General features: G+C 33.4%; 17 protein-coding genes. 8 read left to right on the top strand and 9 right to left on the bottom strand.

Annotated features, from left to right (window positions below; translation table 11 throughout):
* Window positions 1-724: 724 nt before the first annotated feature.
* Entirely contained in the window at window positions 725-1,402 is a 678-nt protein-coding gene (locus tag ACNQGD_RS13265; RefSeq protein WP_417999614.1) for a DUF4294 domain-containing protein, read from the bottom strand.
* An 82-nt stretch (window positions 1,403-1,484) separates the two neighbouring features.
* Between ACNQGD_RS13265 and ACNQGD_RS13260 the strand changes: the two genes are divergently transcribed.
* Both ACNQGD_RS13260 and ACNQGD_RS13255 read left to right on the top strand, forming a co-directional pair.
* Window positions 1,485-2,573 carry a M42 family metallopeptidase gene (locus ACNQGD_RS13260; protein ID WP_417997257.1) on the top strand — a complete coding sequence of 363 codons (1,089 nt, stop codon included), beginning with the start codon at window positions 1,485-1,487 and terminating at the stop codon, window positions 2,571-2,573.
* 149 nt (window positions 2,574-2,722) lie between these two features.
* On the top strand, window positions 2,723-3,178 hold the full coding sequence (locus ACNQGD_RS13255) for a DUF1801 domain-containing protein (RefSeq protein WP_417999613.1): 456 nt from the start codon (window positions 2,723-2,725) through the stop codon (window positions 3,176-3,178).
* A gap of 58 nt (window positions 3,179-3,236) precedes the next feature.
* On the opposite strand, the gene ACNQGD_RS13250 is transcribed toward ACNQGD_RS13255, so the two are convergent.
* From ACNQGD_RS13250 to ACNQGD_RS13235, 4 genes are all read right to left on the bottom strand, one after another.
* A complete protein-coding gene (locus ACNQGD_RS13250; protein WP_417999612.1) occupies window positions 3,237-4,190 on the bottom strand; it encodes a phosphoribosylaminoimidazolesuccinocarboxamide synthase in 954 nt (317 codons plus the stop codon).
* 102 nt (window positions 4,191-4,292) lie between these two features.
* Window positions 4,293-6,641: a S9 family peptidase gene (locus ACNQGD_RS13245; protein ID WP_417999611.1), complete on the bottom strand. Its 2,349-nt coding sequence runs from the start codon at window positions 6,639-6,641 to the stop codon at window positions 4,293-4,295.
* Between the two features lie 62 nt (window positions 6,642-6,703).
* Window positions 6,704-7,519 (bottom strand): Cof-type HAD-IIB family hydrolase, encoded by an 816-nt coding sequence (locus ACNQGD_RS13240; RefSeq protein ID WP_417999610.1) that lies wholly within the window; start codon window positions 7,517-7,519, stop codon window positions 6,704-6,706.
* Window positions 7,520-7,711: 192 nt separating this feature from the next.
* The gene (locus tag ACNQGD_RS13235) at window positions 7,712-8,662 is read right to left on the bottom strand and encodes a PhoH family protein (protein ID WP_417995309.1); all 951 of its coding nucleotides are present in this window, start codon (window positions 8,660-8,662) and stop codon (window positions 7,712-7,714) included.
* Between the two features lie 183 nt (window positions 8,663-8,845).
* On the opposite strand from ACNQGD_RS13235, the gene ACNQGD_RS13230 reads away from it, so the two are divergent.
* The 5 genes from ACNQGD_RS13230 to dnaN all read left to right on the top strand — a co-directional run bounded on the left by ACNQGD_RS13230 (window position 8,846) and on the right by dnaN (window position 13,752).
* The gene (locus ACNQGD_RS13230) at window positions 8,846-9,673 is read left to right on the top strand and encodes an SAM hydrolase/SAM-dependent halogenase family protein (RefSeq protein WP_417999609.1); all 828 of its coding nucleotides are present in this window, start codon (window positions 8,846-8,848) and stop codon (window positions 9,671-9,673) included.
* Between the two features lie 65 nt (window positions 9,674-9,738).
* Window positions 9,739-10,035 carry a putative quinol monooxygenase gene (locus ACNQGD_RS13225; RefSeq protein WP_417999608.1) on the top strand — a complete coding sequence of 99 codons (297 nt, stop codon included), beginning with the start codon at window positions 9,739-9,741 and terminating at the stop codon, window positions 10,033-10,035.
* Between the two features lie 84 nt (window positions 10,036-10,119).
* Window positions 10,120-10,845, top strand: coding sequence for a gliding motility-associated ABC transporter permease subunit GldF (gene gldF / locus ACNQGD_RS13220; protein WP_417999607.1), 726 nt, complete (start codon window positions 10,120-10,122; stop codon window positions 10,843-10,845).
* Window positions 10,845-12,530, top strand: a complete 1,686-nt coding sequence (gene gldG, locus ACNQGD_RS13215; RefSeq protein WP_417999606.1) for a gliding motility-associated ABC transporter substrate-binding protein GldG — start codon at window positions 10,845-10,847, stop codon at window positions 12,528-12,530. Before gldF ends, gldG begins: the two co-directional genes overlap by 1 nt.
* 103 nt (window positions 12,531-12,633) lie before the next feature.
* Window positions 12,634-13,752: a DNA polymerase III subunit beta gene (gene dnaN, locus ACNQGD_RS13210; protein ID WP_417997266.1), complete on the top strand. Its 1,119-nt coding sequence runs from the start codon at window positions 12,634-12,636 to the stop codon at window positions 13,750-13,752.
* 161 nt (window positions 13,753-13,913) lie between these two features.
* On the opposite strand, the gene ACNQGD_RS13205 is transcribed toward dnaN, so the two are convergent.
* The 3 genes from ACNQGD_RS13205 to ACNQGD_RS13195 form a co-directional block, all read right to left on the bottom strand.
* Window positions 13,914-15,686 carry a MutS-related protein gene (locus ACNQGD_RS13205; RefSeq protein ID WP_417999605.1) on the bottom strand — a complete coding sequence of 591 codons (1,773 nt, stop codon included), beginning with the start codon at window positions 15,684-15,686 and terminating at the stop codon, window positions 13,914-13,916.
* Between the two features lie 64 nt (window positions 15,687-15,750).
* Complete coding sequence (locus tag ACNQGD_RS13200; protein WP_417999604.1) at window positions 15,751-16,584, bottom strand: universal stress protein; 834 nt, start codon at window positions 16,582-16,584, stop codon at window positions 15,751-15,753.
* A 105-nt stretch (window positions 16,585-16,689) separates the two neighbouring features.
* Window positions 16,690-17,520, bottom strand: a complete 831-nt coding sequence (locus tag ACNQGD_RS13195) for a universal stress protein (RefSeq protein ID WP_417999603.1) — start codon at window positions 17,518-17,520, stop codon at window positions 16,690-16,692.
* 178 nt (window positions 17,521-17,698) lie between these two features.
* Here ACNQGD_RS13195 and mnmE point away from each other — a divergent pair, with 178 nt between their 5' ends.
* On the top strand, window positions 17,699-19,087 hold the full coding sequence (gene mnmE, locus ACNQGD_RS13190) for a tRNA uridine-5-carboxymethylaminomethyl(34) synthesis GTPase MnmE (protein ID WP_417999602.1): 1,389 nt from the start codon (window positions 17,699-17,701) through the stop codon (window positions 19,085-19,087).
* Between the two features lie 376 nt (window positions 19,088-19,463).
* On the opposite strand, the gene ACNQGD_RS13185 is transcribed toward mnmE, so the two are convergent.
* A complete protein-coding gene (locus tag ACNQGD_RS13185; RefSeq protein WP_417999601.1) occupies window positions 19,464-21,344 on the bottom strand; it encodes a sensor histidine kinase in 1,881 nt (626 codons plus the stop codon).
* Between the last annotated feature and the right edge of the window lie 97 nt (window positions 21,345-21,441).

Raw genomic sequence — 21,441 nt, 5'->3', positions numbered from 1 at the left:
CGTTTTCTAATCTCACAAGCTTTTTTAAATCTTTTTTAGAAAATAAATTTTCCCTCTCGATCTAATTAACTTGCCAGTATTTTAAAGAACTTCTGCGCCATTGCGGGTGCAAAACTACACCATTTATTCAGTTATTCAAGCTTTTTTAAACGCTTTTTTTAATATTTTCTTAACCTAATCTTTAACTAACTGATATAACGTTTTTTGAAACCAAATCTTTTTTTAATAAAACATCAATCAAACAACCCACAAACAACCTTTCTTCGCAAAATACCCTGTTTCTGTTACGATGGACCGCTTTCAACTACCATTACTAATCTAGTAAATCTTGCGGATCTTAATCAATATTACCGCTTTTACTGATCTTAAATACGATCCGAACATTCAAAACACCTTCCCTTACATGTATTTCAACAAAACATTGATCTAAATAAGAGTTTTATCCTATACCTTATATAATAACAAACATCCCTTTTAAATTCTCTCCTATATATAAGGTAGCAAAATATGTCGTCTAGATGTCATTCTGAATTATTCGAATAATCAAAAAGCTCCGCCTTACACAAGCTCGCGTTAGGGATAGGAGCAAAAAGCCCACAGTACCGCCTTTTTTTTGGCGGGACGAGGACTTGTAGCGAATAGCCCGACGCCACATATAAAGAGAGTCAACTAATCCCTAGATTAATTGACTCTCTTTATATATGGCGAAACGCTCTAATGATAATTATTTTTTTAGGGTTTCAGCTTTGGACTCCCAGGAATCGTTTAAATTGCTATAATCAACTGGTTTTGCTGGATTCTGATTTTGTAATCTTCCGGAATCAAATGCCCGAACTAATATGGTTTCTATCAGATAGTCTTCATTAACATCGAAAGGCGCATATTTTGTTTTTAAATTGATGTCAAACATACTTGCGGCCGTATTAGACCAGAATGCTTTCCAGCCACTTTTAAGGTTTTTTACCAATTCATAAGTTGTAGTACCTGTTTGACGATGAATTAACTTTACCAATATTTGACCTTGTTTACGGGAGAGTTTTTTGAGTTTAGCTTCGAACTCCTCACTCAAATAACTTTCAACTATCTTAAAGTACCTTTTTTTCTCTTTATTTGTTTTGAGGTTTGCCATTCCTTTATTCAGAATCGTCAATCGCTCCGAAGCTAGTTTTGCATAAGGATACGTTTTAAAAACACGACTTTGAAGTAATAAAAATTGTTTTCTTGCATCGGGATCCATTTTCTCCTTATATATTAATACTTCCGGTAATTGAATTGTATCGTTGAGAATGGATTCGTCATTTTCTAACTCATAGCCCATCTTTGTGGTATCCTGAGGTATTACCTGTGCATTAACAGACATCGTGGTAAAAAGAACAAGCAACAAAAATTTAATTAGCTTCATGTAGGGAAATTTAATTGCCAAAATTATACATTATATATACAACTGTAATGCCAAATTTATAATTTAGCAAAAAAATAATTTTATGAGCACTAAATCAATATTAAACAAGTCGTCACTTGACTTTTTAGAAAACTATCTTAATAATGCTTCCCCTACCGGTTATGAAAGTGGTGGCCAAAAATTATGGATGGATTATTTAAAACCTTATGTTGATACTTTTATAACGGATACCTACGGTACAGCGGTAGGAATCATAAATCCGGATGCACCTTATAAGGTAGTAATTGAGGGTCATGCTGACGAAATTTCCTGGTACGTTAATTACATTACGGATGACGGATTAATCTATGTGATTAGAAACGGTGGTTCAGATCATCAAATTGCCCCTTCAAAACGTGTCAATATACATACTAAAAACGGTATTGTAAAAGGAGTTTTTGGATGGCCTGCGATTCATACGAGAAATAGAAGTAAAGAAGAAGTGGCAAAAGTTGACAATCTCTTCATTGACATTGGTTGTGAAACCAAAGAGCAAGTTGATAAAATGGGTGTTCATGTAGGTTGTGTGATTACGTATCCTGATGAATTCATGATTTTGAACGAAAATAAATTTGTTTGTCGCGCTATTGACAACCGTATGGGTGGGTTCATGATTGCCGAAGTGGCTCGTTTATTACACGAAAACAAAATAAAACTTCCTTTCGGATTGTACATTACCAATTCGGTTCAGGAAGAAGTAGGTCTTCGAGGTGCTGAAATGATTACCAAAACCATCAAACCAAACGTAGCGATTGTTACCGATGTTTGTCATGACTCTACTACTCCAATGATTGATAAGAAAATTGAAGGTGACACAAAAATTGGTAAAGGTCCTGTAGTAACGTATGCGCCGGCTGTTCAGAATAATTTGAGAGAATTGATTTTAGAAACTGCCATGGCAAACGAAATTCCATTCCAAAGATTAGCTTCTTCTCGTGTTACGGGTACCGATACCGATGCATTTGCATACAGTAATGGTGGCGTAGCCTCAGCATTGATATCATTGCCGTTGCGTTACATGCATACTACGGTTGAAATGGTGCATCGTGATGACGTTGAAAACGTGATCAAATTAATTTATGAAACCTTGTTGAAGTTAGAAAACGAAGAAACATTCTCTTATTTCAAATAGCTTTTGGAGCTAATCCCGCTATCCGTTATAATCTTTTCCTTTTTGGCAGCAAAAAGGAAAAGGATTTCCACTGCTATCGGGGCTAAAAAACCGCAGTTCAAATTATGAATTGCGGTTTTTTTAGTAACTTTACTCAAACAATTCTTAAAATGCAATCAACTGCCACATCAATTGAAGCGTATTTAGAAGCAATTCCTGAGGAGAGAAAAGAAGCTTTCACAAAACTTAGAGAGACTATTCTAGAGAATATTCCAAAAGGATTTGTTGAACAAATGTCATACGGTATGATTGGCTATGTAGTTCCACATTCTATTTATCCTGATGGATATCATTGCGAACCGAAACTTCCGTTACCTTTTATAGGCATTGCATCCCAGAAAAATTTTATCGCGCTGTACCACATGGGAATTTATGCTAAGCCGAAATTACTGAATTGGTTTGTTACCGAATATGCAAAACACAGCACACAAAAATTAGACATGGGAAAAAGTTGCATCCGATTTAAGAAGATGGACCAAATTCCGTTTGACTTAATTGCTGAACTCGTTCAAAAAATGTCCGTTCAAGAATGGATTACTTGCTACGAATCCGTATTTAAAAAATAAAAAAACCGCAATTCAGAATTATGAATTGCGGTTTTGCATTTATCTTTTAAGAAAATAATTATCTATTGGCTAAATATTCCAAGACATTTTTCTCAATTCTTTCGTCTATATTACTGATGTCTGCTTTTACAAATTTCTCTCCTAAGATATTTTCGTATAATTCGATATATCTTTCAGAAACTGTTTGAATGTATTCATCCGTCATATTTGGAATTTGTTGTCCTTCTAGTCCTTGAAAACCATTTTCGATTAACCAACGACGAACAAACTCTTTCGATAATTGTTTTTGCTCTTCGCCTTTGTTTTGACGTTCCTGATATCCTTCGGCGTAAAAATAACGAGAAGAATCCGGTGTGTGAATTTCGTCAATCAAAACAATTACACCTTCTTTAGTTTTACCGAATTCATATTTAGTGTCCACTAAAATCAAACCACGACTGGCTGCAATTTCAGATCCCCTTTGAAACAAATCTCTTGTGAATTTTTCTAAAACAACATAATCATCTTCGGAAACAATTCCTTTTGATAAAATATCCTCACGAGAAATATCAGCATCATGTTCTCCGTTATCCGCTTTTGTGGTCGGCGTAATGATAGGTTCCGGAAATTTATCATTTTCTTTCAAATAATCTGGCATGTTCACTCCACAAATTTCTCTTTTGCCAAGCGCATATTCACGAGCAGCATGACCTGAAAGATAACCGCGAATGACCATTTCTACTTTAAAAGGGATACATAAATGACCTACGGCAACATTAGGATCAGGAGTTGCAATCAACCAGTTCGGAACAATATCCTGTGTTAATTCCATGAATTTTGTAGCAATCTGATTTAGAATTTGACCTTTATATGGAATTCCTTTTGGTAAAACTACATCAAAAGCCGAAAGCCTGTCTGTAGCTACCATAACCAAAAGGTCATCATTGATGTTATACACTTCTCTTACTTTGCCGCGGTAAACAGATTTTTGGTTTGGAAAATTAAAATCCGTAGTTGTGATGGTATTGCTCATTATACTAGTTGTGTGTGTTTATTTTTGTTCCTGCAAATTTAAAACTATTTCATAGAGTTTCGCAAAGAACAGAACTCTTAAATTTCATTTTTATCTCTAAAGTTATTTTTTAAGCAACGTATTGTTGAATAAATTTAATATTCGGCTGTATTCATCAACCCATGAATAGGTTTCTTTAAAACCATGTGCTTCCACTGGGAAACTTGATAAACTCCATTTTTTCTTACCTAATTCAATAAAACGCTGAGACAGACGAACAATATCTTTGTACTCTACATTGTCATCTACCATTCCGTGAAGCATCAATAAATCGCCTTGTAAATTATCGGCAAAATAGATTGGCGAACTTTTTTTATAGGCATCTGGATCTGTTTCCGGGAAATTAAGAATGTTTCCGGTATAGCCATGATTGTAATGTGCCCAATCAGTAACGGAACGCAATGCAGCTCCCGAAGCAAACTCTTTAGGAGTCGTCAACATTCCCATCAACGTGATGAAACCTCCATAAGAACCTCCATAAATTCCAACTCTTGACGCGTCAATTCCATGATTCTCGACCAGATATTTCTTTCCGTCAATTTGATCTGTTAAATCTTTTCCACCCATAAAACGGTAAATTCCAGTTCTAAAATCACGTCCATATCCATCGCTGCCTCTATAATCAATATCCAAAACGGTATACCCCAAGTCTACCAATAAATTATGAAACATGTATTCTCTGTGATACGTACTCCAATAGTTATGTGCGTTTTGCAAATAACCGGCACCATGAACAAACAAGATGGCAGCTTTATTCGCATTGGCAGTTTGTGGCTTGTACAATCTGGCATTTACGGGAGTTCCATCCTGCGCTTTGAAGGTAATTACTTCCGGTTCACGCCAAGAATATCCTTTAAAACTTTCCGATGTGGAAGACGTTATCTGATTTAAGTTTGCATTCTTTTTATTAGGAGCTACATACAATTCCCAAGGTTTATTTTTATACGAATAACGCACCAATAAAGTACTTTCATCTGGAGACAAACTCACCTCATGAGCGCCATCTTTAATTAAAATAGGTTGTAAAACCGGATTTGAAACTTCCAATTTATAGCAATTTCTGTTTCCCGGTTGCGTAGTCGTTGTGATCAAATAAAAAGACTTTTTATCTTTTGCCAAAGTCACGTTGCGCACTTCCCAATTTCCTTTGGTCAGTTGGGTTTTCTTTTTTGACTTTAAATTATAGCTATACAAATGAGAATAACCCGTTTCTTCTGATTGGAAATATGCGGTTTCATTGTCTCCTAAAAATCCAAGTGTCCCTCTTCCATAAGAATTAGAAGGAATTCCGGGTCCGCCAATCCAAGCTTCATCATGTTGATGGTCTAATTCCTGAAAAGTTCCATTTTCTAAATTTAAACTGACAATCCATCGGTCTTTGTTATCCTGACTTCTGATTTCAGCAATAGCGTAAGAGCCATTTTCATTGTAAACAGGTTCCTGAACCACGATTAGTTTGTTCTTTTTTTCTGACGTTTTTGATTTTTCGTACAATTCAAAATATTTTGGAACATCCTGAATGTGACTCAACGATGAAAAATTCACGAAATAAACAGAATCTTTGGCGATGTTATACACTCCGAATTTGGTTGCCAACAAATTTTCTACAGAAACTTTTTCCTTCGTATCTTCTATTTGGTTGTACCCATCGGCAGTAATGAAAAGTTCCATTTTTTCATTCTTACGTTCTGAATCTTCTATTAATCTGAAAGTCGCAAAATTTCCTTTTGGATCCACTTTTAAGCTTCCAAAAGTATTTTTTCCATAATAATAAGGCTTTGGAAAATCCGATTTTGTAGTTTTTGATTTTGCTAAATTCCATTTTTTAAGCGCTTCCTGATCTCTAACAAATTGAAACAATTCCTCCTGTTGGCTTTTCAAAAAAGATTCTTTTTCCGTTGTGGCATCTTCTCCTTTTCCTCGTCTGAAATTAGTAATTTGAATAATAGAACCTTCATTGGTATTGAACTGAAAGAGGTTTTCATTTTGTCTAAAATAAAGTATTCCAGGCACAGAACTCATTTGCAAATTAGCAATCGGACTGCTTTGTTGGTATAGTTTTTTAGCTGTTTTACTTTTTAAAGAATATGAAAATAATCTTCCTTTATCGATGTAATAATACAAATCCGGATTGGCTGTTTTTTTGAAATCTAATTTTGAAAAAGCAGCTTCATTTGGCGATGCTAGTTCTGGTTTTGACAATCCGTTTTTCCAAAAATAAGTACTTGTACCCAATTCATTATTAGGATTCCAGTCAAAATAAACTTTTTGTCCATCTAAAGACCATCTTTCATTTTCTGGTTGCGCACCAATGAAAGTGTTGCCTTTCATGATTTCTTCGAGTTTAAGGGCTTGACTTTGTATTGTTATGGAAAACAAAATACAGATAACAAGGGTTAGTTTTTTATTCATTTTACTGTTTTTATTAAAAATGGATTCTAAAATTATTTTTTAAAAGTATTCATTTAAAATTTTCAACTATTTAATAGTTGTTTTGCTATATATTTAGCTACTCCTTCATTATCATTACTTAGTATTACTTCTAAATGAGAAAGTTTATTCTTTAAACTATCGGGAGCATTTCCCATTACTAAGCCTTTACCCGAAGAATTAAGCATATTTTCATCATTATATCCGTCACCAAAAGATATAGCTTCATTAAAAACAAAATTCTCTTTTTCTAAAATTTTTGCAATTGCAATACTTTTGTCTACTGATTTATCCATGAATTCCAAACACAGCGGAAGACTAAAGGCATGACTAAAAAGGCCTGTATGGTCCTCTAAAATCCGATCCCTTAATTCAATTAATTTCGAATGTTTATGGTGTGTGAAGAATACTTTGATTGCACTTAAATCTTCCAAACTATCAAAATCTACCAGTTCAGGATGATAATTTACTTCTGGTTGAAATGCATTTAGTTTTTCATTGTGCTTGTTTGTTTGCCAAACATTTTCTCTAAACAATACTGTTGTGATTTCAGGATCAATATCTAATGACAAGACGGATTTAACAGCATCGCTTTCCATATTAAAAGAAAAAAGAAGTTCTTTCTCTGGAGAGTGTATGCGTGCACCATTTGAGGTAACTAAATAAAGAGGAACATCCAATCCTGCTACAATAGGCATTGCATCCAAGTGATGCCGACCAGTTGCTACAATTATTAAATAATTTTGATTGTGGAGTTCTTGAAAAACAGTTTTGGTATATTGGGATATTTTGTGATCTGAATTGAGTAAAGTTCCATCTAAATCACTAATAACTACTTTAATTTTTTCTTTTAAAATCATTTCTTTTTAACTGACATTTTATTAATTCCAAATTTATTGCATTTTGAAGAGATACAAAAGGAATCGATTGATTTTTATTTTAATCCGTAAAGAAAATCCATTTTTACTTTAAAATAATAAAGCGTAAAAGGAATCTATTTTCTACTGAAAATAAATTCCTTTTACGCTTTTAAAAAAAATTTTCTGTATTTCCTAATCGTTATTCTCAATCATCTTGTAAGCATCAATTACTTTTTTAACTAATCGGTGTCTTACAATGTCTTTGTCATCCAGATAAATAATCCCAATTCCCTCGACGTCTTTTAAAACTAACAAAGCTTCTTTAAGACCTGAAATGGTTCTACGTGGTAAATCGACTTGACCAGGATCTCCTGTAATCATAAATTTAGCACTTTTGCCCATACGTGTCAAAAACATTTTCATTTGAGAATGTGTTGTATTTTGTGCTTCATCCAAAATTACAAAAGCATTGTCTAACGTTCTACCACGCATGAATGCTAATGGTGCGATCTGGATAATTCCCTTTAAAATATAATCTTCCAGTTTTTCGTTAGGCAACATATCGCGCAACGCATCATACAAAGGCTGCATGTAAGGATCTAATTTTTCTTTCATATCGCCGGGTAAAAAACCAAGGTTCTCCCCTGCTTCTACTGCTGGACGCGTCAGTATGATACGTTTGACTTGCTTTTCTTTCAGTGCTTTTACGGCCATCGCGACACCAGTATACGTTTTTCCGGTTCCCGCTGGTCCCACTGCAAAAACCATATCATTTTTTTCCATGGTATCCACCAACAATTGTTGATTGGGTGTCATAGGTTTGATGATTTTTCCTCCTACTCCATGTACTAAAATCTTATCATGTCCCAATACTTTTTTCTCGTCTTGACCGTCGCTTAGAATAACACGCTCAATAACATTGTCGTCGATAGTGTTGTAACGTGTAAAATGTAGCATTAACCGCTGAAAACGTTTTTCGAACTCGTCTAAAACCTCTTTTTCTCCAAAAGCTTTTAAAGTGGTTCCCCGAGCGACAATTTTTAATTTTGGATAGTATCTTTTAATTGTTTCAAGATGAGTGTCTTGAGCGCCCCAAAAATCTTTTGGAGCGATGTCTATTAGCTCGATTATTCTTTCGTTCAAATGAGGTAGTTTTAAATTAGAATTAATTTTTTTATAAATCAATTGGCTGTCGGGTATATTTCTTGTTTTTAAATAGAAATTGTTTTTTGTTTTTCGTTTTTTGAGTTTACTATTATTAGCTTTGCACTTCTCAAATTTAATAAAATAAGGTTTACATAACACCAAATAGTTATAAACAAATTTATGTCAATAATTACCCTAACTACCGATTACGGCTTGAAAGACCACTTTGTAGGTGCGTTAAAAGGGAAGATTTTATCTGAGTATTCCGAAGCTAAAATCATTGATATTTCACATGATATTGACCCATTCAACACATTAGAAGCAAGTTACATTATTGGAGCTTCCTATGCTAGCTTTCCAAAAGGTACGGTTCATCTTGTAGGAGTGGATATGGAATCCAATAAGGAGAACCAACATATTGTAATGCAATGGAACGATCATTATTTTATTGCAGCTGATAATGGGATTTTAAGTATGCTTTCGCAAAAAATTGTTCCTCAAAAAATGGTCGCAATTAATATTCACGATCGTTTACCAAACGAAGCTACCGATCTGGATGTATTTGTAAAAGTAGCCTGCCATTTAGCCAAAGGCGGCTTAATGAATGTTATTGGCAAAGAAATAAATACGATTAAGCAAGTTACAAATCTGCAAGCCACTATTTCAGATGACGGGAATTCATTAAAAGGTCATGTGATTTACATTGATCATTTTGGAAATGTAATTACCAATATTTCTAAAAAATATTTTATTGAAGTTGCCAAAGGAAGACCGTATGAAATTGTTTTGAAAACTAAAAATATCAAAACAATTTTGCCCAATTATTCCGCAATAGCGAGTTCTGAAAAATATCCGATTAAATCGTATGAAGGCGAAAAATTAGCCATTTTCAACGAAGCCGGTTTTCTTGAAATTGCCATTTTCAGAAGCAATCCTTCTAAAGTAGGTTCTGCGAATAGCTTACTGGGATTGAATTATAGAGATCTAATAAATATAGTATTCAGATAGCAGTGTTCAGTAATCAGTTTCAAAATCTAAAATCGTTAATCATCATTCTTAAATCATAAATCTAAATGTTTGTACGAATAGTAAAATTGAGTTTTCACAAGGAACATATTCCTGCATTTTTAGAAAACTTCGAGTTGATGAAAGATAAAATACGAAATGCGCCCGGAAATCGTTTCTTAGAATTGTATCAAGATAAAAACAATAAAAGTATTTTCTTTACCTACAGCTATTGGGAAACCGAAGCTGATTTAGAAAATTACAGAAATTCCGAACTTTTTTACGATGTTTGGACATTCACCAAGAAATTATTCAACGACAAACCGGAAGCTTGGAGCGTAGATAAATTAGTTACTTTAGAATAAAAAATAGTTTAAAGTTTAAGGTTTAAAGTTGTTGGATTGGGAACTTTAAACCTTAAACATTTGAAACTTTAAACAAAAAAATAAATGAAATCAATAGTATTACGAGAGATAAAATCCTTTTTCGGTTCGCCCATTGGCTATTTGGTTATTGCCATTTTTCTAATTATTAACGGATTGTTTCTTTGGGTTTTCGAAGGGGATTATAATATTCTGAATACCGGTTTTTCTGATTTGACTCCATTTTTCACCTTGGCGCCCTGGATTTTGATATTCCTAATTCCCGCGGTAACCATGCGTAGTTTTTCGGATGAAAAAAAACAAGGAACATTAGAGTTATTGCTGACGAAACCATTGAGTATTTGGCAAATTGTAAACGGAAAATTTCTTGGAGCTTTGCTTTTAATTGTAATGGCAATTATTCCAACATTCATTTATGTAGCCGTTATTTCCAGTTTAGGAATGCCGGAAGGGAATATCGACATGGGAAGCACAATTGGTTCTTATTTTGGATTATTATTCCTGATTGCTGCCTATTCTGCTATTGGAATATTCACATCAACATTATCTGATAATCAAATTGTAGCTTTTATTGTTGCCGTATTTTTATGTTTCTTCTTCTATTTTGGATTTGAAGGCTTAGCTTCTGTAGTTCCAAATGTATCTTCCATAATTGCGTCATTAGGAATGCAAGATCATTTCAAAAGCATGAGCCGTGGCGTATTAGACACAAGAGATATCCTTTATTTTACAAGCATAACCGTTGTCTTTCTTTCATTTACTGTTTATAATCTAAAATCTTTCAAATCGTAATGACTACTTCTAAGAAAAATAACCTTAAATCAGTATTGATTATCCTTGCAATTGTAGTGCTTGCAAATGCAATAGGAAGTTCTTTTTTTCATCGTTTTGATTTAACAAAAGATAAAAGATACACGCTTTCCACTACTTCTTTGAATATCATCAAGCAAGTTCAAAATCCGTTGTCTATAAAAGTATATATGCAAGGCGATTTACCGGCTGAATTCAAACGTTTACAACAAGAAACGAAACAATTACTGGAAGAATTTCAAGCATACAACAACAATATTGTTTTTGAATTTGTAGATCCATTGGAGAACGAAGATGCCAGCATGGACAATATTAAAGACTTGTATCGAAAAGGGCTTACGCCAATAAATATAACCGTTGACGACAAAGGAAAGCAATCCCAAGCAATGGTTTTTCCTTGGGCAATTGCCGTTTATGACAATAAGGAAGTTAATATCCCCTTGTTGAAAAACATTATGGGCGCGACAACTACTCAAAAAGTGATTGGATCTGTTCAGCACTTGGAATACTCCATTGCCGAAGGGTTGAATAAGATTACCAAAGCCAAACAAAAGAAAATCGCTGTTATCAAAGGAAATGGAGAATTGCAAGATATTTTGATGGCTAAATTTCTTTTACAAGTGCGCGAAAGTTACCATATCGGTCCTTTTACTTTAGATTCGGTTGCTAAAAATCCTATTGGAAGTCTACAAGCTTTGGAAAAATATGATTTGGCCGTTATCGCAAAACCTACTGAAACTTTTTCGGATGCGGAGAAACAGGTTCTGGACCAATTTATTATCAAAGGCGGAAAAACACTGTGGTTGATTGACCAAGTTGCGGCAGAAATGGATAGTTTATACGATTCTTCCGGAGCAACTTTGGCCTATCCGAAAGATTTGAATTTGAATGACATGTTCTTTAAATACGGAATCCGAATCAATCCTGATTTAGTAAAAGACGAACAAGGAAGTCCCATAAAACTAGCCACCGGAGAACAAGGAAGTGCCACTCAATTTCAGGAATTCAACTGGAAGTTTGCACCACAGGTGTATCCAAACAGTTTGCATCCAATTGTGAAAAATTTAGGAGGAATCAAATTTGATTTTGCAAATCCTATCGATACCTTGAAAAACGGAATTAAGAAAACCATTCTGTTGCAATCGTCACAATATTCGAAAAAAATAGGAACTCCAACAGAGATAAACCTGAATAGTGTTGCAGAAGAAACTTCGCCAAATGATTACTTGAACAAAGGAAAGATTCCATTATCGGTTTTATTGGAAGGCTCCTTTCATTCGATGTTTGAAAACCGAGTGTTGCCTTTTGAACAAAAAACATTTCAAGTGACAGGAAAACAGAACAAAATGATTGTGATATCAGACGGGGATTTGATAAAAAACCAATTGGATAAAAACTTTCAACCGGTAGAATTGGGCTACGACCAAAGATCTGGAAATTTGTATGACAACAAAGATTTCCTTATAAATTGCGTCAATTATTTACTGGATGATACCGGACTTATTAACATTCGAAGCAAAGATCTTGATTTACCTTTATTGGATAAAGAAAAAGTTTATGAAAACTACACCCGAACACAAATCCTAACTATCGGGCTTCCAATTCTTATTTTAGGACTTTTTGGCATCGTATTTACTTTCCTTCGAAAAAGAAAATACAGCAAATAGATGTTAATAAAAAAGTTTCCAAACTAGAATAGTTTACGATATATTTGTAAAATGTATCGTATTTCGAATTTAAAGAAATACCTTAAAAAATAAAACAAAACAGATGAAATTTATAGTATCGAGTTCGTACTTATTGAAACAATTACAAGTTTTAGGTAACGTTATCAACAGCAGTAATACTTTGCCTATATTAGATAACTTTTTATTTGATTTAGACCATAATGTGCTAACAGTTTCTGCTTCTGATTTAGAGACCACAATGTCTGCTACTTTAGGAATTGATTCAGAAAGTAAAGGAAGCGTTGCGGTCCCTGCAAAATTGCTTTTGGAAATCCTTAAAACGTTCCCGGAACAACCTTTAACTTTCACTGTTGAAGAAAACAGTACGATAGAAATCAGTTCTAATTCTGGAAAATATGCGTTGGCTTATGCTCCTGGAGCTGAATTTCCAAAATCGGTTAACTTAGACGATCCATCTGTAACACTTGTTCCTGCTGATGTTTTGGCAACAGCCATAAGCAAAACAATTTTCGCAGCCGGAAATGATGATTTACGTCCGGTAATGTCTGGTGTATTCTTCCAGTTTTCGCCTCAAGGATTGACATTTGTAGCAACTGATGCGCACAAATTAGTAAAATATGCACGTACTGACGTAGTGGCTTCTCAAGTGGCTGATTTTATTATGCCAAAGAAACCTTTAAACATCTTAAAAAACATTCTTGGTGCTTCGGATGCTGAAGTTAAGATTGAATACAACGATTCTAATGCTACTTTTTCTTTTGACAATTATGTTTTAATGTGTCGTTTGATTGATGGAAAATATCCAAATTACGAAGCAGTAATTCCAAAGGAAAATCCAAATAAATTAATGATTGACCGTTCTCAATTTTTGAGCTCTGTGCGTCGTGTTGCTATTTTTTCGAATAAAACTACACACCAGATTCGTTTGAAAATTGCTGGTGCGGAGTTGAATGTTTCTGCTGAAGATATTGATTATTCCAATAAAGCTGAAGAAAGATTGACTTGCGATTATCAAGGTGATGATATGCAAATAGGGTACAATTCTCGTTTCTTGACTGAAATGTTGACAAACTTACAATCCGACATGATTATGCTTGAAATGTCATTACCAAACAGAGCCGGAATCCTTACTCCTGTTGATGGATTAGAAGAAGGTGAAACGGTAACCATGCTTGTAATGCCAGTAATGCTGAACAGCTAGTTCGGTTTAAAAATACGCTATTAATCAAACCATTTTTATATTTAAGAAACCGTGCCGATAAATCGGGACGGTTTTTTGCTTTTATTCAGTTCTCTTTTTGTCATTCCGAAGAAGGAGAAATCTAATTAATCTAAAAATCTAAGGAGTCTAACAATCCCAAACTAAATCACTCCCATTTTTTTCATCAGGAATGAAGCACTTCTGTTTTTACAAATTCCGTCCCTTAGTTTGTAGTCAAAATGGAGTTCATCGTTGATAATTTCTACTTCAAAACATTTATTAGTCAATATATTTGGATATTCATTCGTTGTCAGGCAAACTTCAATATCGTGTGTAGCAATGACTCCAATTGCTTTTTTACCAATCACTTTTTTGACCACTTCTATTGTTCCGTTGCGTTTATCATCTGAATTGGTTCCGCGTAATATTTCGTCCAATAAAACAAAAGCGGGTCTGTCTTCCAGTTCGTCCATAATTTGCTTTAAGCGTTTAATCTCAGCAAAGAAATACGATTCACTATCCGACAACGAATCCGACAATCGCATGGAAACCAAAACCGGTAAGGGATGCACATTTGCCTTACTGGCACAAACCGGCGAACCCATTCCTGATAAAACCATGTTAATTCCCAAACTTCTCAGAAAAGTACTTTTGCCAGACATATTAGAACCCGTTAAAATCATAAAGGATTGCGGCTGAAAATGCACGTCATTCCCTACTCTGGTCTTTTCATTTAATAACGGATGACTTAAATCGGTAAAATCAATTTCGAAATTCGTGTTTAATGTTGGATATACAAACTCCGGATTATTATAGGAAAGATTCGCCAAACTATTCAACATTTCGAATTCACCAATAACTTCCAGCCAATCTTCGAGTGCTTCGGTATGGTCCTTTTTCCATTGAATCAACGCCTTTAAAACATGAAGATTAAATAGAAAAGTTCCATTGAATAATAGTGCTGTTACAAAATTTCCAATAGTATCCATATTTGAAAACAAACCGGCTAATTGTTTCAAATGAACGCTGGCATTTTCTTTTTTAAAGGTTAGTTTTTGTTGCAAATCGATTAGTTTTTCCGACCGAAAAGACTCTTCCTCAATCTTCTGAAGCAACAAACTATACTGATGAATGGTTTTATCAATATTAGTAGAATTAGCAATTTCGACTTGAATTCGCTTCATAAATCGTCCCAAAACGATTAAGTTAAACACAAATAAATACGATAAAACAGAAGCGAAAATAATATTGGAAGTCACTAAATAGGCAATCAAAACCCCAAGAAAAAGAAGTGGTGAAAAATAAGATATAAAAACACTGATTTTGGATAAAGGCGAACTATTGAATGTACTCCACTTAAGCAAAGTTTCATAATTTGATTGACTGTCATTACTTATTTTGGCGAAAGCCAAAAATTCCTGACGCCAATCTAATTTTTCAGATAATTCTTTTACTGCTTTATGATTTCTAACAATTTCTTCATTAGGCAAAAGCGTTAAAAGTTGGTTTGCAAATATTTTTTTACCAATGTAAGTGGCTGTTCTATTCAGGTTTTGGAACAAAGAATGTTCGCCAAAAATATCTAAATCATACGCATACGGATGGTGAAAATCATTGAATTCCTGTCCGTTTTCGAAAGGGATTTTGTTTCTTTCCAGATAGGAAATTTCATTTTCATTAATATCCAAAAGCGCTTTGTTGACTTGCTTCCGGAAAAGTAATTTAGTGTGAATGCGCATTAAGAATACAAACAATCCAAAAAGAAGCACTGACAAAATAATGAAAATAATTTCGCTCGTTTTAATGTAATAATACATGGATAGCAAAAAAAACACAATAGCCAGCAACCTTAATATGCTTATAGTATTGTACTTTTTATTAATTCCATTTAATACTGCTAAAAACCCTTCTTTTTTTGCTGTGTATATTTCCATAATTCATTTGAATGAAAGACAAATATAGCAAATTAGATTTGGGGTGAAGGCCAAATTCAGCACGTTAATCAATATGAATGGCTAAAATTGGAATATCAAAGTTAGTTGCTATTTCTTTAGTCAAACTCGGTTTAAATATTCCTTCAAAAAATCCTCTTTTATAGGTTAGCATTGTCAAAATATCGATTTCTTTGTACATTATAAAGTCCAAAATCGTTTCTTTCACTTCATTACTATTGATAATAAAGAATTCAATCGGATCTTGTATAAATTCTTCTTCCCAACTAGCGATTGTATCTTTAGAAACATCTGATTCATTCGTTTTCACATAAACACATTTCACTTTGGCATTAGTTTTTGTTGCAATATCCAAAACCATTTTCAAAGCTTTTTTATCTTTAGTTCTAAATCGGGTTGTAAAACCAATATTCTTAATTTTTTTAAATTTTGCTTCAGCTGGTACACATAACATTGGTACTTCAATTCCAGAGATTACAGCTCCCGCATTTGTGCCTACGAAAAAAGCATCCCATCCCGTAGCGCCGGAAGTACCCATTATTACAAAATCAATTTTGTCTTCCTTTATAGATTTTTTAATATTATACAGTAGATCGCCATCCATAAGTCTATGAGAAATCTTGATATTACCAAGATTATGCTCTTCCGCTATTGCTCGGAGTTTTGGTATTTCATCCTTGAACTTATTAAATTTTGCCAATTGTAAAGAATCATAAATAACGACATAATTTTCAGGAAAAAACTGATTATCATATATTGGCAATTCAAAGGTGTGTAATAAAATGAGTTCACCTTCAACAATATTTGCAAATTCTAAAGCATGGACAAAAGCATTTGAGGCCACCTCAGAAAAATCTGTTGGAAATAGAATTTTTTTCATTTTAGGAGTATTAAAATAGTTCAATAACCAAAGTTAATGATAAATACTTATCAAAATGTGATTAATATTGACAGTTATAAACTATTAATTCCATCCGTAACTGAATTATTCATGAATAGCAAGAATAGGCACATTCACGTGAAAGGCCAATTTTTTTGAAAGACTGATTTGAAATAATTTTTCAAAGAAGTTTTTATGGTACACATGCATTGCAATCATATTTATTTTGTAGGAATCCATGAAATTTAATATTATACCTTCAACATCATCGCCAGAAATGGAATGTAACGCTATGTTATGGCTTTTAATTAATTCATTCCATTCTTGCATATCGGTATTCTTATTTTCATGATGTGGCGGTTGAACACGCAAACAATCGATATGAGCCTGAAATATTTTGGTTAAAGTCATCACTCTTGTAAAACATTCAATATCCGCGGATTTGTATTCAGTAATAAAAAGTAAATTTTTTACAGGTTGATATTTACATCGTTCGGGAATAGCCAAAATCACTGCTTTTACGTTGTTCATCACTTTTGTCGCAACAGTTCCTAAAAAAGTTTCTTTTAAACTGGTTGCGCCTTTAGTTCCCATTACGATAAAATCAACATTTTCATGTTTTGTTATCTTTTGTATTTCATCAATCAAATTCCCTAAAACTAATACATGGCTTATTTTTACTTTATCCAAATTGTTTTCTTCGGCAATCCGCCTTAAAATGGGAACTTCATCTTTGTAGTTTTCAAAATTACTCAACTCCGTTACATCATAAATTTCATGAAGGTATTTGGAAACATTAATATAACCGACCTGTTGTGAGTGATACACATGCATGGTAATGATCTCAGCATCTATGGAATCTGCCAATTTTAATGCGTAGATAAATGCATTTTTGGACACATCAGAAAAGTCGGTCGGGAATAGAATTTTCTTCATGATACTAATTAATTAATTGTTAGTCAATTATTTACATAAAATTACAATAAAAAAATAAATTAACATGGATAAATATTTCATAGTCCTATTTTTAAATAAAAATAAAGTTAATGGTTTAATAAGCAGGTCTTGTTGCGTAGTCAATTTTACTTACTTTTGCATAAAATTGAATAAAAGTATGATACCTCAAGATTCCATCGTGGCACTAGCAACTCCTTCTGGAGCCGGAGCAATAGCCGTAATTCGGATTTCCGGCAAAGATGCCATTACTATTGGTGATTCTGTTTTTCGATCTATTAAAAACAAAGACCTAACAACGCAAAAAACGCATACTTTGCATTTGGGACATATTATGGACGACTCAAAAACTTTAGACGAAGTCTTGGTCTCTATTTTCAAAGGACCAAACTCCTATACTGGCGAAAACACGATTGAAATTTCTTGTCACGGTTCTACTTATATTCAACAGCAAATCATTCAGTTATTGCTTCGAAAAGGATGTCGTATGGCTGATCCCGGAGAATTTACGTTACGAGCATTCTTAAACGGAAAACTTGATTTGTCACAAGCAGAAGCTGTTGCTGATTTAATTTCATCTGATAATGAAGCCTCACACCAAATTGCCATGCAACAAATGCGTGGTGGTTTTTCTAATGAAATAGCTAAACTTAGAGAAGAACTACTGAACTTTGCCTCTTTGATTGAACTCGAATTAGACTTTGCCGAAGAAGATGTGGAATTTGCTGACAGAACACAATTTCATGAATTAGTAAACAGAATTGAATTTGTGCTAAAACGATTAATCGATTCATTTGCCGTAGGAAATGTTATAAAAAATGGAATTCCCGTGGCAATTGTGGGTGAACCAAATGTAGGGAAATCAACTTTATTGAATGCCTTATTAAATGAAGAACGCGCTATTGTTTCGGAAATAGCTGGAACTACGCGTGATACTATTGAAGATGAATTAGTAATTGGCGGAATCGGATTTCGATTCATCGATACCGCCGGAATTCGGGAAACCGAAGATGTAGTGGAAAGCATTGGAATTCGTAAGACTTTCGAAAAAATTGAACAAGCGCAAGTTGTCGTTTTTCTTTTTGATAGTTCCGAGTTTAAAGTTTCCGGTTTAAAGTTGAAAGTGGAACTGGAGAAAATCAAAAATCAATTTCCATTGAAACCTCTTGTGATTATTGGCAATAAAGCTGACAAATTAGAAGAAAATGAAATCGAAAATCTGAAATCGGAGATTCCCGAAATCTTACTTATTTCTGCAAAAGAAAAATTAGGTGTTGAAGATTTAAAAAATCAATTGCTTTCGTTTGTGAATACAGGAGCCTTGCGAAATAATGAAACAATCGTAACTAATACTAGACATTACGATTCACTACTAAAAGCGTTAGATGAAATTCAAAAAGTAAAATACGGGCTGGAAACAAACTTATCCAGCGACTTGATGGCACTCGATATTAAAGAAGCATTGTATCAGTTTGGGATGATTACCGGGCAGGTTACGAACGATGAATTGTTAGGGAATATTTTTGCTAATTTCTGCATCGGAAAGTAGCAGAACAAAACATCACAAAACAACAATAAAAAAAGAGTTAAAATATTTATAATCAATATTTTAAATCATTTTTATTTAAAATCACTTTTAGATATTAGGCGTTATTATGAATGAATTTGTACCTCATTTGTACCTCAAAATTTGAGGCACAAAAAATATATTTTTGTCAAACTTATGGCATATTGAGACAAATATAGTCCCATTTTTATGAGTACAAACAGGAAGATTTCGCGTATCTGTGAATTCTATAAAAAATGAATGTACCGCACTACTGGGTAAACTGAACACTATTTTGAATCGCTTGAATGCTATTTATAAACCACTTACCAATGGGAATTATTTTTTACCTAAACAATTTATAAAAAATCAGTAAATCCTAACGAAGTGGCAAAGTAACTATAAATGTACTTCCTACTCCTACTTGACTACACACGCTAGTTTTTCCGTTATGCTTATCAAGATATTCTTTCACCAATAGTAATCCTAAACCGGAACTTTCTTCATTATCCGTTCCTTTTCTATTTATCTTCTCTGAAAGCGAGAACAAGTTTTCAATTATTTTTTCACTCATACCAATACCACTGTCTTTTATGGATATTTCTAAGTTATTCTCCGTGTCAACTCGGGATAGAATTTCAATGCTGCCTCCTGATGGTGTAAATTTGAAAGCATTAGAAATCAGATTTCGAAAAACGGCATTAAGCATATGTTTGTCACCTAAAATAGTCGTTTCTAACAAAATATTTTTACTTAGCTTAATCGCTTTTCCTTTGAAGGACTCTTCCATTGTGTCCAGAATAAATGAAATTTCATCATTAAGATTGATAATCGTCGGATTATATTTTATTAAACCATTTTGCATTTGAGACCACTCCAGTAGGTTCTCCAACAGTGAAAAGAGGGAATAAGCCGATTTATTCATTTTAAAAGCAAAACTTTCTATTTCTTCGGATTCCAACGATGACAAATCATTCACCAGCAAATCAGTCAATCCTAGAAAACCATTGAAAGGACTGCGTAAATCATGTGCAATAATTGAAAAGAATTTATCTTTTTCAGCATTCCTTAATTTTAGATTTTTTTCACTTTCTTTCAATTCCAGTTGTATTTTGATAACTTCGGTAATATCCCTTGAAAAACTCAAAACCGTGATTACATTCCCATTTTTATCAAATTCAGGAACTAAACTCCAATCAACATGTGTTTTACCATCATTGATTGTAATGACATCTTTGATCGCTTTCCCTGTAACAAAAACTTCTTCGATCTTTGCGTCCCAATATTTATAATCTGCTTCAGGAAATCCTAATTCCTCATGGGTTTTTCCTAAAAAAATATCTGCTTGTATTCCAAAATAAAGCATTGTTGCTGAATTAGCATACAAATGCCTAAATTCCCTGTCAAAACGCATAATAAGATCATTAGAATTTTCAGTCAATGTGCGGTATTTTGTTTCGCTTTCAAAAAGTGCTTTTTCAGCTTCAACTCTTTTAGTAATGTTATTTATTATTACACTTCGGGCTTTTTTCCCCTCATAAATCATAGATTTAGCAGATAATTCCGCAAAAAGAATCTCCCCATTTTTTGTAATATGTCTCCAAAGTTCTTGGTCAGCATTATATTCTGAAATGGCTTTAACAGCACTAATCAGAAGTAAAGGAATGTCTTCTTCAGGAGTTATATCCTTTAATGTCATTGAAAGAAACTCTTCCTTGGTATATCCATATTGATCAATAGTAGTTTGATTTACTTCTATAAAAGCTAAAGTTTCCAAATCAAAAATCCACATAGGATTCGGATTAGAATAAAATATTTGATGGTATATTTCTTTACTTGAAAGTAATTCTATTTCTAATTGCTTTTGGATTGTTACATCCCTTGCAACGTTATATATTCTATTGTTTTTTTCGTTGATTTTTCCTTTCCACTCTAACCATTTATAGCTTCCATCCTTACAAAGATACCGATTAATGAAATTAATGACTTCCTGGCCTTGAACTATATTGGTAAATTTAATAGCCGTTTGTTCAATATCATCCGGATGGAGAAATTTCTCAAAAGGCTTTCCAATTAAATCATCTACAGAATAACCTAAAGTCGATTTCCAGGCTTCGTTCACTTCTATAAAACAGCCTTCACTTGATATAATAGAAAAAAGATCGGTACTTATATTAAAAAAAACACTGTGTATAATATCCTCCTCTGTTGTTGATTTATTATTTTTATTTTCTTTAGACATTTGAGGAAGAGACTCCATAGAGAAAAAATTATTAATTATTAATGTGTAAATATTTAGCGCAAAAATAACCAAATTAATTTAAAGATAAAACCTGTCAATAGTCCTTATTTTATAA

This window comes from Flavobacterium glucosi (assembly GCF_048286535.1).
In the GTDB taxonomy this organism is placed as follows: Bacteria; Bacteroidota; Bacteroidia; order Flavobacteriales; family Flavobacteriaceae; genus Flavobacterium.
This window is presented reverse-complemented; position numbering and strand designations above follow the sequence as displayed.

Coding starts and splice junctions, on each gene's coding strand:
- ACNQGD_RS13230 (WP_417999609.1), top strand. CDS start 8,846: ATGTCAATAATTACCCTAACTACCGATTACGGCTTGAAAGACCACTTT.
- dnaN (WP_417997266.1), top strand. CDS start 12,634: ATGAAATTTATAGTATCGAGTTCGTACTTATTGAAACAATTACAAGTT.
- ACNQGD_RS13240 (WP_417999610.1), bottom strand. CDS start 7,519: ATGATTTTAAAAGAAAAAATTAAAGTAGTTATTAGTGATTTAGATGGA.
- ACNQGD_RS13195 (WP_417999603.1), bottom strand. CDS start 17,520: ATGAAGAAAATTCTATTCCCGACCGACTTTTCTGATGTGTCCAAAAAT.
- ACNQGD_RS13225 (WP_417999608.1), top strand. CDS start 9,739: ATGTTTGTACGAATAGTAAAATTGAGTTTTCACAAGGAACATATTCCT.
- ACNQGD_RS13205 (WP_417999605.1), bottom strand. CDS start 15,686: ATGGAAATATACACAGCAAAAAAAGAAGGGTTTTTAGCAGTATTAAAT.
- mnmE (WP_417999602.1), top strand. CDS start 17,699: ATGATACCTCAAGATTCCATCGTGGCACTAGCAACTCCTTCTGGAGCC.
- ACNQGD_RS13200 (WP_417999604.1), bottom strand. CDS start 16,584: ATGAAAAAAATTCTATTTCCAACAGATTTTTCTGAGGTGGCCTCAAAT.
- ACNQGD_RS13185 (WP_417999601.1), bottom strand. CDS start 21,344: ATGGAGTCTCTTCCTCAAATGTCTAAAGAAAATAAAAATAATAAATCA.
- gldF (WP_417999607.1), top strand. CDS start 10,120: ATGAAATCAATAGTATTACGAGAGATAAAATCCTTTTTCGGTTCGCCC.
- gldG (WP_417999606.1), top strand. CDS start 10,845: ATGACTACTTCTAAGAAAAATAACCTTAAATCAGTATTGATTATCCTT.
- ACNQGD_RS13255 (WP_417999613.1), top strand. CDS start 2,723: ATGCAATCAACTGCCACATCAATTGAAGCGTATTTAGAAGCAATTCCT.
- ACNQGD_RS13245 (WP_417999611.1), bottom strand. CDS start 6,641: ATGAATAAAAAACTAACCCTTGTTATCTGTATTTTGTTTTCCATAACA.
- ACNQGD_RS13250 (WP_417999612.1), bottom strand. CDS start 4,190: ATGAGCAATACCATCACAACTACGGATTTTAATTTTCCAAACCAAAAA.
- ACNQGD_RS13260 (WP_417997257.1), top strand. CDS start 1,485: ATGAGCACTAAATCAATATTAAACAAGTCGTCACTTGACTTTTTAGAA.
- ACNQGD_RS13265 (WP_417999614.1), bottom strand. CDS start 1,402: ATGAAGCTAATTAAATTTTTGTTGCTTGTTCTTTTTACCACGATGTCT.